This window comes from Herminiimonas sp. CN, assembly GCF_000622895.1.
Classification (GTDB): domain Bacteria; phylum Pseudomonadota; class Gammaproteobacteria; order Burkholderiales; family Burkholderiaceae_D; genus AVCC01.
Genome location: NZ_AVCC01000008.1, coordinates 35,808 through 48,238 on the forward strand (window position 1 = coordinate 35,808; position 12,431 = coordinate 48,238).

Sequence of the window (12,431 nt, forward strand, 5' to 3'; positions counted from 1 at the left end):
CATATAAATATTGCTTAAAATGGCATGTTTACAGCCATACTCCATGTAAAACATCCATATTTCCGCCGGAGATTGCCGGATGGCCGGCACCCATCCGGCGGGGCCGCCGGCTACGGCATCAATCGAAGGACCAGGTGTACAGCAGATCCAGTGCGCTGCTGGTGCCGGTTTCGGCCTGCAGCGACAGGCGCCGGCTGAGCTGGTAGCGCAGCTTGACCAGGGCGGCGGCGCCGCTGACGCCCTGCTCGTAGCTCAGGAAGGCGCGCGACGACAGGCGCTTGCCGAGCGTTAGCACCGTGCTTTCCAGTCCCTGCGCGCGCCCGATGCCGACTTCGTCAAGGCCGACCGATTGCGCCAGCCGCGCTTGCAGCGATGCGCCCTGGCTGGCGCCGAACAAGGCGTTGGCGGCGGCCGACAGCGCATCGAACTGGCTGCCGGAGGCGCTGTCGGTGCCGTGCCCGAGCACCAGCCAGGACAGTTTTTCGGTGTCCGGCACCGCCGGCGTGGAGACCAGCCGGGCACGCGGCGCCAGCGCATTGCCGCGCACTTCGACCCCGGCTTCGACATTGCCTTCGCGCTCCGGCACCGGACGCACCGCCAGGATGTTCAGCCCCGGATTGTCGAGCGGACCGGAAAAGGCCAGAACCCCGCGCCGGATTTCGAGCTTTTGTCCATAGGCCGCGTACGTGCCCTTGAGCACCTCGATGCTGCCGTTGGCGCGCGGCAGCTGGCCATCGCCGACCCGCAGCCGCAGGCTGCCGCCGACCTGCGCATCGAGCCCCCGGCCCTTGACGAAAAAGCGCTGGCCCAGCTCCAGCGTGACATCGGCGCGCAGCGGCAGCGATTTGCCGCTCTTGCCACCGTTCGGTTCGCGTCCCAGCACCACCACGTCGTCGCTGATGGTCGGCCCGCTGTCGCCTGGCAGCTCGATCAGCGCGCGCTCGGCCCTGAACTTGCCGCCCAGCTGCAGCCGCTGCTGGTCCAGCGTGATACGGCTTTCGCCACTCAACACCAGCAAGCGATCGGGGCTGGACAATGCCAGCAACTGGTCCGCGGTCAGCGTCATCTGCACGCTGGGCCGGGCGTTGGCGAAGCGCGCCTCGCCCTGCACGTTCAGGCTGCCCTGTTCGCCCTCGAACGCGAGTTTTTTCAACAGCAGACGGTCGTCCTGCAATTGCGCGCGCAGCACGCCATTGCGCAGCTTGACGCCCTGCTCCAGCCAGCGCACGCCGAGCTGGTCGCCGCTGATTTCGCCTGCCAGCCTGGGCGCGCCCAGCGTGCCGGAGCCGCTGACCGCCAGCGCCAGCCGTCCTTGCAAGTCCAGCCCGGGCCGGCCGATCACCGGCCCGATCCAATCCAGCGCCGGCAGGCTGGCGGTGCCACTCAGATTCAGCGGGCTGGTCGCCGGCAGGCTCCAGTGGCCCGGCGTGCCGGCGATTTTGGTGCCGGCTATCAGGCGGCTGCTGCCGGCGTGGCTGCCCTCCAGCTCGAACTCCAGCCTGAGCGCATTTTTCACGATATCGGCGCGCAGCGCCAGCTTGCTCAAACCCAGCGCCAGCGGCACGGCATTATTGGTGCTGCGCAGCGTGACGTCGCCGCCTTCGCGGAACACGCGCATGCTGCCATCGATGAAACGGTCGGCATCGAGCGCCCAGTCGGCACCGAAGGTCAATGAACCGGTCAATGCGCCGGCCAGATCCTGCTGCAGCGATTCCGGCCATTGCGCCAGCGTGGCCAGAGCGATGCCGCTGGCGCGGCCGCGGCTTTGCCAGCGCGTGCCGTTCCTTTGCAGCGATTGCAGATTCAGGCTGCCGCTGGGCAGCGCCAGCGCAAAATCGGTCAGCGCAAACTGCCCGGGAGCGATCTGCAGCGGTGCCGGCGAACGCAGCGCAAAGGCATGCGCGCCGCGATTTTGCAGGCTGCGAACCACGCCTTGCCAGCCGCCAGTCTGTTGCCAGCCGCCGGCCAGCACTGCAGTGACATTCTCGCCCTGATGGCTGGCGGCGAGTTCGATCGTGTGTGCGCGTCGACTACCGCTGGCTTGCAGCCGCAGCGATTGCAATGCCAGCGCGCCGGAGCGCGCTTCGCCCAGCGCGATGTCGGCTTGCAGCGGACCGTCTGCGCCCTGCTGCAGCCGGCCGCTGGCACGCAGGGTCTTGATGGAATTGTCACCCGGTAGTCGGATCGCGCTGCCGTCGAGCGCAAAGCCGAACTGCAATGCGTCCTTGCTGCCGCCGAGGCTGCCTTCGCCCTTGAGCGCGCCGCCGAATTCCGGCCCCAGCGCCCCGAGCTGGCGCGCATCGAGACGCCAGTCCAGCCGGTCTTGCGGCGCGCCGAAATTACCCTTGAGCATGACGCTGTTATTCGCCAGTTGCAGCGCGATGTCGGCATTGGCGATGCGCGCGGCGTCTGCCTGCAGCTTGCCGTGGCCGGACAGCGGCGCGCCCAGCAGCGTGCCGGGCTGCAGCGCGAAATCGAGCGCGACCAGCCAATCGCGGGCCAGCTTGCCGCTGGCGTCGAAGTCGCCGCTAATGTCGCCGCCCGGATAGGCGCCGAACGCGGCCGGATCGATGTGCGCCAGCCTGCCTTGCAGGCGGAACGGCCCGGCGCCGCGCAAGGCCAGATTGCCGCGCGCCTGGAACATGCTGCGGGCGAGATTTTTCGGCTGGAGCTTGCCATGCAGCGCCAGCCCTTGCGCGCTGGCTTCGAACGCCAGTTGCGGCGCTGCCATGCTGCCGCCGAGGGTGCCGCTGGCGCGCAACGCGCCGGCCAGCCCGGCCTGCAGCAGCGCCAGATTCTGCGCATCGAGGCGCAGCGCCAGGCGGTCCTGCGGCGCGCCGAAATTGCCGCGTGCGGTCAGCGCATTGCCGCCCAGCCGCAGCTCCAGATCGACATCCTGCAGACGTTGCGGATTGGCGCTCAGCTTGATCTGGCCGGACAGCGGCTGTTGCAGCAGCCGGCTCGGCTGCAGCTTGAGGTCCGCCGCGACCTGCCAGCCGGGCGCCAGATGACCGTCCAGACGCAGCGCGGCATTCACGTCGGCCGCCGGATAAGCGCCGAAATCCGACGGATCGAAGTGTTCGATGCTGCCAGAGAACGCGAACGCCTGCGCCGCATCCAGGCGCGCCTGGCCCTGCAAACGCAGCGCACTGTTGCCGGCGCTGAGCCTGGCTTGCTGCAGCTGCAGCAAGCCGTCGGCCAGCGTCGCATCGACTGCCAATTGATAGCGCTCCTGCCCCAGCCGGGCAGTCAGCACTTGCCTGCCGCCCGGCGCCGACAAGGTAACGTCGCCGGCAATCGCGGTGCGGTTGAGCTTGCTGTCGATCGCTTTCAGGTCGATTTTATCGGCATGCAGCGCGAATGCGGCCAAGCCGTCCTTGATACTGCCGCTGCCGCTGGTGCGGCCGGCAGCGGCAAAGTCGAACACGATGTCTTGGATGTTGGCCGCCTGCAGCGTGCCGTCGAGTTGCGCGCTGATGCCGTGCAGCGGCAGGCGCTGCTGGTCGATCGGGCCGGCTGGCAATGCATTGACGATGTTCAATGCGCCGCTGACGCGCTGATCCGCTTGCACCTGGCCGGAAAGCTCGAGCGCGATTGCGGCCTGCGGCCAGCCGGCGCCAAAACGGCTGGGATCGATGCCGGTCGCTTGCAGCGCGATCCTGCGCAACACGAAGGCGTCGAACGGCGCGATAACCAGATCGCCCTGGCCGCGCGCGCCCTGCGCATCAAAACTGGTTTTGACTGCAAGCGCGCTCAAGTCGCCGCCCAGCGCCGCCTGGGCCTGGCCGGCTTCGTGCTGCAGATCGATCCGGCCGGCCAGCGCGAACGGCGGCCTGGCTCCCAGCGTCAGCACGGCGTCCAGATTGCCCCACCGCGTGACGGCACGGGCATCCTGCAGCCGCCATTGCTGCCGGCCGCCCTGCAGCGAAAAATGCAGATCGCGCAATTCGGTGCGGACGCCGGCCTCGGAAATTATCAGCAGCTGCTGCAATTGCGCGGCCTTCAGCTCGACCTCGAACGGTACTGCCAGACTGGCCGGCAGCTGGATCGGCTCCTCCGACTTCTTCAGCGTCAGCAGCGTCAGGCGCTCTGCCTGCAGCTTGTCGATCCCGATGCGGCCGCGCAGCAGCTGGGCCGGCGACCAGATCAGATCGAGATTCTCCAGCGTAAGCTCTTGCTCGGGCGTGCCGGACCTGCTGAATTTTTTATACTGCAGCCGCCCGATATGCACCGGCCGCAGCAGCGCACCGCGCACGCCCGAGAACGACAGCGCGCCGTTGCTGCGCTGTGCCGCTTGTTGCAATAGCCAGCGCAGGCTGGCTTCACGCGAGGCCAGGATCGCCGTCAGCAGCATCAGCCCCAGCAGCAGCGCCGGCAAGCCGAGCCACAGCCGATTCCGCCTCAAAACGTCACCCCGAGCGAAAAATGCATCCGCACCTTTCTGTCCGCCTGGCCGTAAGCCAGATCCAGATTGATCGGCCCGACCGGACTGCGCCAGCGCGCGCCGACGCCGTAACCGGCTTTCGGTTTCAGTTCGGCGATGGTGTCGGCGGCATTGCCGGCGTCGGCAAATACCGCCGCACCCCATTGCGGCAGAAACCAGTGCTGGTATTCGGCGCTGCCCACCATCAGATAGCGGCCGCCGACGGTGGCTGCGCCCTGCGCCACGCCCAAAGACTGATACGCGTAACCGCGCACCGACTGGTCGCCGCCGGCGCGAAACAGGTAGGCGTCAGGCACGCCATTCTTGCTGCGCGAAGCCAGCGTGCCGAACTCGCCGCGCAGGATCGCGAGGTCCTTTTTCCCCATCGGGGTGTAATGCACGATCCGCACGATGCCGCGCCCGAAGCTCTGGTCGCTCAGCAGGCCGCCCAGCGCGCCGCCGAGCTGCGCATGAATGATGCTGCCCTCGGTCGGGAACAGCAGACTGTCGGTCTGGCGCCAGGTCGCGCCATAGCTCAGCGGCAGGGCGCGGCTGCGACGCGGTACGATGCCGGCGATCTCCCTCTTCTCGCTCAGGTATTCCAGTGTCAGGTTGCGCTCCAGCGCCGGCTTGCCCCAGCTGCGCTTGAAGGCAATGCTGGAAACTTTGCTCAGTTCATCCTCGATGTCGCTGCGCACATACGACAGGCCGGCGCTGTACTGGACGCCTCGCTCGGTGAGCGGCAAATAGATATCGGCAGCAGCCGACTGTTTTTTGGTTTCCAGCGTCAGCGCGCTCTTGAGCTTGAGTTCGCGCTGCAGGAAGTTCAGGTCTTCATACGTCAGCTTGGCGCGATTGCCGGTATTGGTGCTGTAGCCGACCCCGATTCCGGCTTTCTTGCGCTGGTTCTCGGTCACGGAAACTTTCACTGGCAATACCGCTGGCAGCGCGGCGCTGCCCGGCTGTTCTGGCGCCTCGATTTCCGCGCTGACATCGACCCGGCTGAAATAACCGCCGTCGAGCAGGCGCGACTGCAGCTCCAGCAGCGCGGCCTCGTTATACGGATCGCCCGGCTTGATGGTATTGATGCGGCTGATGATGGTGGCCGGATAGCGCTGCAAGCCGTCGATGGCGAGCGCGCCGAAGCGCATCTCGGGGCCGCTGTCGATTACCACTTGCAATGCTGCCGTGTGCGCCAGCGGATCGACCGTGGCTTGGGTCTGCGTCAGGCGCGCGCGCGGATAGCGCTCCAGCAGCAGCTTGCGCAGCAGGCCGTTTTTTGCCGCTTCCCACTCGGCTTGCCGGAACACCAACCCCGGCGGCAAAGCCCAGCCATTGCGCAGTCCGGCTGCCTGCGGCTGGCTGGCAATCGCGCCTTGGAACGCCAAATCGACCGCGCCGACCAGCGTCGGCGCACCGGGTTCGACGGTGAATTGAATGCGCCAGGCCTGGCCCTGCTGCACCATTTCCGAAGTAATGACCGGCGTATAGAAGCCTTCGGTCGCCGCCAGCGTCCTGATCTGTTCCGGCGCCTGGCGGTACAGCAGCTGCAGTTGCCCGGCATCGAGGCGGGGATTGTCGTGCCAGCGATTCAGGTCGAGATTTTTTTCCAGCAGGTCCTGCAGGCCCGGCGGCGCATCCAGCACCACCGTATATTGCAGATTGTCGGCCTGTGCGCCCAGCGCCAGCAGCAACAGCCCGGCCGGCAGCAATCGCCGCGCACGGTTGCATATCACGTTGATCATTGGAACATGTCCGCAGCTGCCATAAGTTTGTATACTGGATTCGGATTCGTCGCTTGAGCCGCCATGTTACCGGACTCCCGTTCTCCGAATTATCATATGGAGTATGGCAAGAAAACCAGGCATTTCCACATACACAAAAGCGCAATTAAAAAATACTGCAACAAGTATATTTCAGGAACAAAATATGACCAACACACGACCAAACGCTGCCTTGGTGCTTTTCAGCGGCGGCCAGGACTCCGCCACCTGCGTCGCGTGGGCGCTGTCGCAGTACGCCCGGGTCGAAACCATCGGCTTCGATTACGGCCAGCGCCACAGCGTGGAACTGACGGTGCGTCCCACGGTGCTGCAGCAATTGCGCGCGCAATCGGCCGACTGGGACCGCAAGCTGGGGCAAGACCACATGATAGACCTCGGGCTGCTGGGCAAGATATCGGACACTGCGCTGACCCAGGATGTCGCCATCGCGATGCAGGACAACGGCTTGCCCAACACCTTCGTGCCCGGGCGCAATCTACTGTTCATGATGGTGGCCGCCACCGTGGCGTACCGCCGTGGGCTGGATGTCTTGGTCGGCGGCATGTGCGAAACCGATTTCTCCGGCTACCCCGATTGCCGCGACGACAGCATGAAGGCGCTGCAAGTCGCGCTCAACCTCGGCATGGCCACCCGCCTGAAGATCGATACGCCGCTGATGTGGCTCGACAAGCGCCAGACCTGGCAGCTGGCGCAGCAGCTCGGCGGACCAAAACTGGTCGACCTGATCCGCAGCGAAACCCACACCTGCTATTTGGGCCAGCGCGGCACGCTGCACGACTGGGGTTACGGCTGCGGGACCTGCCCGGCATGCGAGCTGCGCGCGCGCGGCTACCGGCAATTCGTGCAGGCATCGATCGCCTAGCCTGATATTTGCAGGCGGCAGTGCCTATGGCACAATCCATCTTCTTCGCTTATTACTTTCACAACGACAGGGCATTACATGAAACTCGAAACCATGGCCGTCCATGCCGGCTACTCGCCGGACCCCACCACCAAATCCGCAGCGGTACCGATTTACCAGACCGTCGCCTACGCATTCGACAATGCCCAGCACGGCGCCGACCTGTTCGACCTGAAAGTGCCCGGCAACATCTACACCCGCATCATGAATCCGACCCAGGACGTGCTGGAAAAACGCGTCGCCGCGCTCGAAGGCGGCATCGCCGCGCTGGCGGTGGCGTCCGGCATGGCTGCCATCACCTATGCGATCCAGACCATCACCGAGGCCGGCGACAACTTCATCTCCTCGACCCAATTGTACGGCGGCACCTACAACCTGTTTGCGCACACGCTGCCGCAAATGGGCATCGAAGTGCGCTTCGCCGATGCGCGCCAGCCGGAAACCTTCGCGGCGCTGATCGACGCCCGCACCAAGGCCATCTTCTGCGAATCAGTCGGCAATCCGCTCGGCAACGTCACCGATTTCGCCGCACTGGCCAAGATCGCCCATGCCCACGGCATCCCGCTGATCGTCGACAACACCGTGCCCAGCCCGTACCTGTGCCGCCCGATCGAGCACGGCGCCGACATCGTGGTGCATGCGCTGACCAAATACTTGGGCGGCCACGGCAACAGCATCGGCGGCGCGATCGTCGACAGCGGCAAATTCCCATGGGCCGAGCACAAGGAACGCTTCAAGCGCCTGAACGAACCCGATGTGTCTTACCACGGCGTGGTGTACACCGAAGCGCTGGGGCCGGCCGCCTATATCGGCCGCGCCCGCGTGGTGCCGCTGCGCAACATGGGCGCGGCGATTTCGCCGATGAATGCATTCCTGATCCTGCAAGGCATCGAAACCCTGGCGCTGCGCATGGACCGCATCTGCGACAATTCGCTGGCGCTGGCCCATTTCCTGCAAAATCATCCGAAAGTGGCATGGGTCAACTACGCCGGCTTGCCGGATCATCCGGACCATGCGCTGGCCCAGAAATACATGGGAGGCAAGGCTTCCGGCATCCTGTCGTTCGGCCTGAAATACAGCGATGCCGATCCGCGCGCGGCCGGCGCCCGGGTGCTCGATGCGCTGCAATTGTTCACCCGTCTGGTCAACATCGGCGACGCCAAGTCGCTGGCGACCCACCCGGCATCGACCACCCACCGCCAGCTGGATGCGGCGGAACTGGCCAAGGCCGGCGTATCGGAAGATATGCTGCGGCTGTCGATCGGCATCGAGCATATCGACGACCTGAAGGCGGATTTGGAACAGGCGCTGGCTGCGGCCTAAGCGCGCTTGCGCAGATACGCGCATACGCAAACCGGCGTGATATAGGGCGACACTAAGATCCGGAAATACCATCTTTGGCCTAAAAGATGGTATTTGAGTGCCGCATCGGGATGCTGGGCGCACAAAAAAAGCTCGCCGCAGCGAGCTTTTTTCCACACCAGACTCAGTTGTTAGAACTGGTTCATCGTGTTGTCTTTACCAGATGCTTTCAGAGCAGCTTCGCCACTGAAGTAATCCTTGTGGTCGTCGCCCATGTCCGAACCGGCCATGTTCTGATGCTTAACACAAGCGATACCCTGACGGATTTCCTTGCGCTGAACGCCAGCAACATAACCCAACATGCCCTGGTCACCGAAGTAGTCTTTAGCCAGATTGTCAGTCGACAATGCAGCTGTGTGGTAAGTCGGCAGGGTGATCAGGTGATGGAAAATACCGGCTTCACGCGCTGCGTCAGCCTGGAAAGTGCGGATTTTTTCATCGGCAGCAATCGCCAGTTCAGTTGCGTCGTATTCAACACTCATCAGTGCAGCGCGATCGTAAGCAGAAACGTCTTTGCCTTCGGCTTTCATCGCGTCGAACATTTGCTGACGGAAGTTCAGTGTCCAGTTGAATGACGGGCTGTTGTTGTAAACCAGCTTGGCATTTGGAATGACCTTACGAATCGCATTGACCATGCCGCCGATCTGCGCAATGTGCGGCTTCTCGGTTTCGATCCACAGCAGGTCGGCACCGTTTTGCAGAGAGGTAATGCAATCCAGCACGCAACGCTCTTCACCCGTGCCAGCGCGGAACTGGAACAAGTTGCTAGGCAAACGCTTAGGACGCAAAAGCTTGCCGTCGCGCTTGATGATAACGTCGCCGTTGCTCATGGATTCGGTCGAAACTTCTTCAACGTCCAAGAAGGAGTTGTACAGATCGCCCAAATCGCCTGGCTCGCGCGTTACCGCGATTTGCTTGGTCAAGCCTGCACCCAGCGAGTCGGTACGCGCAACGATCACGCCGTCGTCCACGCCCAACTCCAGGAACGCGTAACGCACAGCGCGGATCTTGGCCAGGAAGTCTTCGTGAGGAACGGTGACTTTGCCGTCTTGATGGCCGCACTGCTTTTCATCGGAAACCTGGTTTTCGATCTGGATGCAGCATGCACCCGCTTCGATAAACTGCTTGGCCAGCAGGTAGGTCGCTTCAGCATTGCCGAATCCGGCATCGATGTCGGCAATGATTGGCACTACGTGGGTGACGTGGTTGTCGATTTTGTCCTGGATTGCTTGCTTGGCAGCGCCTTGAGCAGCGTCCAATTGGCGGAACAAACCGCCCAGCTCGCGTGCATCAGCTTGACGCAAGAAAGTGTACAGCTCCCTGATCAGGTCGGAAACAGCAGTCTTCTCGTGCATGGACTGGTCAGGCAACGGGCCGAACTCGGAGCGCAGCGCAGCAACCATCCAACCGGACAGGTACAGGTAGCGGCGGTCGGTGCTGTTGAAGTGTTTCTTGATAGAAATCATCTTCTGTTGACCGATGAAACCGTGCCAGCAACCCAAGGACTGGGTGTACTTGGACGAGTCAGCGTCGTAGTTCGCCATGTCATTACGCATGATCTTGGCGGTGTACTTGGCGATATCCAGACCAGTCTTGAACCGGTTCTGGGCGCGCATACGCGCAGCGGACTCAGGATTGATCGCATTCCAGGCACTGCCTTCCTTGTCTTTCAGGCCGGCAATGGCTTTGATGTCGTCTTGATACTGGGACATGGGTAACTCCTAAATAATAAAAAAAATCCAACAAAATCGCATCGAGTGTTGGTGCATCCGTTCACTCACGTACGAAAAACAGGGCGGTGAAATCGAAGCAAAACTGCATGGGAGAATAATAGCCGTTTTTTCGCATATCAGCTATGTCTTATATAAGACATATGACTTAGATTAATCTGTTTATTTTCAATGGCTTATGTATTATTTTTTTGATATGCGAAATATATCTCCAAAAAAATGGCATGGATTTTCTGATTTGCTTCGCACCCGAGTATCACAATGTGGAATTAGCTTTCCGTATCGTGAAAAATGCCGGTTCCGGCTAAAAAGTCATCAAGCTGAAACAGATTTCCGGCAACCGGAGTCTGACGGTGAATTACTGCGGCTTTGACTCGCCTTGGCTGGGCCTGTGGAATTTTGGGCTGACGGTAGACGCAATTGATGCAAGCGTGGCGCCGCGAAAAGAGGAATCGCCCCGGCTTTAAGACCGAATGACTGCTTAGGGTCGGTCGATAACGGCCAGCCAGGTAGGCACGCATTTCTAAGCTGTGCCGTGTCTACCACATCAAGTCGTCCGGGATCTGGAAGGCGGCATACGGATCGTCCGCATCGATCTCGCTGCTGGTCTTGTTTACCCGCACGACGAGCGAGGCGTCGCGCTCGGCGATCTTGTCGGCGATAATTTTTGGCACCAATTCGGTGGCGCCGCCCTGGCAGACGATCACCAGGCGCCCGGCTATTAAATGCGCTTGGACCGCGGCCGATACATACAGCCGTGCGATCTTCTTGTCGTGGGTAAAATTGTAGGCGATATCGCCGGTGCCCTTGCTCTGGCGATTCTTCTGCACCATCTGGGCAATTTGCGCGATGATCGCCTTTTGGGTGGCGGCTGCATCGCGCTGGGCATTGAGTTCGCGGGCCCGCTCAGCATTCCTGCGCTGCGTATCGAGTGCGGCCAGGCGCGCTTCATCGACACTGTGCGTGCCGGTGCGGCGCTCGACCTTCTTCTGCTTGCTCTTGTCCTGGTGGGCCAGTTTGGCTTTGTTTTTGTCGACCAGGCCGGCTTTCAAAAACTGCTCTTGCAAAGAGGCCATATGTGCTACTCCGTAAATAGGGTTCGCCGGTCCAGGCAGCGGCTCCGGCCGGTGGAAAGACGCTAGCATAGCAAAAATGTCGGCTCCGCAGACCCGCGATCGCGGCCTAAGAACCGGCAAGGCCCTGGGTACAGACGTGGTTCAAAAAAATATCGGCATCTCGGCCTGTTTTCGATTGGCAGCAAAACCGGCAGCGGTGAAATCTCCGCCTGCAGCAGCCAAGCGCAAGCCGGTGTCCAAAGCCTTAACCGGCCGTACGCAGCATGCTTCACCGACTTTTGCAAATCAATATACAAGGGAATGTATTTTAAATATCGCAATCAAATAAGGCGATAACAGCATGGTTTTTTACCATACCCAAGCTAATCACAAAAATTTCTGATTTCCAGGCGGGGCCGGGTACAGGATTGCAGTCGGGCAGCGCATGCCGGCCAAGCCGGCTCGAAGGAGTGAATCATGATGGCCTTCAATTTCAGCTTCGGCGGCCTGCTGATCCTGATGCTGATAGCGGCAATGTCCTCGGTGCGCATCCTGCGCGACGTGCTCTCGCGCGACAACGTCTCGGTCAAGGTCAACGCGGTTGTACTTTCGCGTGACCAATCCGGAGCGCGCGATCATCCAGGTCGCGCATTTCCTCGACGCCACGAGCCAGCTGGCCCAGGCCGCCTTGCGCTCGATGCTCGGCAAGCACGAACTCGATGAAATGCTGGTCGAGCGCGAGCGGCGCGCCACGGTAATCCATGCGGAAGGCGAACTGCAAGCCTCCGAAAAACTGCTGCAGGCGGCGCAGATACCGACCCGCCAGCCGGAAGCGCTGCAGTGGCGCTGCCGCTGCCGATAGACCTGCTCTCGATCCTGTCGAAGATGGCAGCGCAAAATCCACCTGCCGCGCCACCGCCCGCACCCTGACGCAGGCGACCGCGAGGCGTGCGAATGCCCAACGGGTTGGCGCAGGACTCCTGATTTGCGCAGAAAACTGTTGCAAAAAGGATCAACTGCTCCAGCCGGTTGCACCATCCTCCCTATCCTGCCTAGATTCTAATGCCATCCGTTGGCCGGCATGGCTCCTCGCCTGCTGCGGCCGGGATGGTTGTCCTGTGCGTACAGGCTGCTGGGTATGTTCCTTGCATTGTCTTTTTCCATGTGAAAGCCGCC

7 protein-coding genes and 1 pseudogene are annotated in these 12,431 nt (G+C 62.1%); 4 read left to right on the forward strand and 4 right to left on the reverse strand.

Annotated elements, in window-relative coordinates:
- Window positions 1-118: 118 nt before the first annotated feature.
- Both HMCN_RS0103425 and HMCN_RS0103430 read right to left on the reverse strand, forming a co-directional pair.
- Window positions 119-4,405 carry a translocation/assembly module TamB domain-containing protein gene (locus HMCN_RS0103425; RefSeq protein ID WP_025916061.1) on the reverse strand — a complete coding sequence of 1,429 codons (4,287 nt, stop codon included), beginning with the start codon at window positions 4,403-4,405 and terminating at the stop codon, window positions 119-121.
- Window positions 4,402-6,168 (reverse strand): autotransporter assembly complex family protein, encoded by a 1,767-nt coding sequence (locus HMCN_RS0103430; protein WP_025916062.1) that lies wholly within the window; start codon window positions 6,166-6,168, stop codon window positions 4,402-4,404. The genes HMCN_RS0103425 and HMCN_RS0103430 overlap by 4 nt, the downstream gene beginning before the upstream one ends.
- Before the next feature lie 184 nt (window positions 6,169-6,352).
- Between HMCN_RS0103430 and queC the strand changes: the two genes are divergently transcribed.
- On the forward strand, window positions 6,353-7,069 hold the full coding sequence (queC, locus tag HMCN_RS0103435) for a 7-cyano-7-deazaguanine synthase QueC (protein ID WP_025916063.1): 717 nt from the start codon (window positions 6,353-6,355) through the stop codon (window positions 7,067-7,069).
- Window positions 7,070-7,147: 78 nt separating this feature from the next.
- The gene (locus tag HMCN_RS0103440) at window positions 7,148-8,431 is read left to right on the forward strand and encodes an O-acetylhomoserine aminocarboxypropyltransferase/cysteine synthase family protein (RefSeq protein WP_025916064.1); all 1,284 of its coding nucleotides are present in this window, start codon (window positions 7,148-7,150) and stop codon (window positions 8,429-8,431) included.
- A gap of 170 nt (window positions 8,432-8,601) precedes the next feature.
- On the opposite strand, the gene HMCN_RS0103445 is transcribed toward HMCN_RS0103440, so the two are convergent.
- Window positions 8,602-10,182, reverse strand: coding sequence for an isocitrate lyase (locus HMCN_RS0103445; RefSeq protein ID WP_025916065.1), 1,581 nt, complete (start codon window positions 10,180-10,182; stop codon window positions 8,602-8,604).
- 557 nt (window positions 10,183-10,739) lie between these two features.
- Entirely contained in the window at window positions 10,740-11,276 is a 537-nt protein-coding gene (locus tag HMCN_RS0103455; protein WP_025916066.1) for a DUF2058 domain-containing protein, read from the reverse strand.
- Window positions 11,277-11,352: 76 nt separating this feature from the next.
- Between HMCN_RS0103455 and HMCN_RS19095 the strand changes: the two genes are divergently transcribed.
- A complete protein-coding gene (locus HMCN_RS19095) occupies window positions 11,353-11,604 on the forward strand; it encodes a hypothetical protein (RefSeq protein ID WP_155837365.1) in 252 nt (83 codons plus the stop codon).
- A 131-nt stretch (window positions 11,605-11,735) separates the two neighbouring features.
- Window positions 11,736-12,102, forward strand: a pseudogene (locus HMCN_RS18515) (SPFH domain-containing protein); the annotation flags it as partial.
- Between the last annotated feature and the right edge of the window lie 329 nt (window positions 12,103-12,431).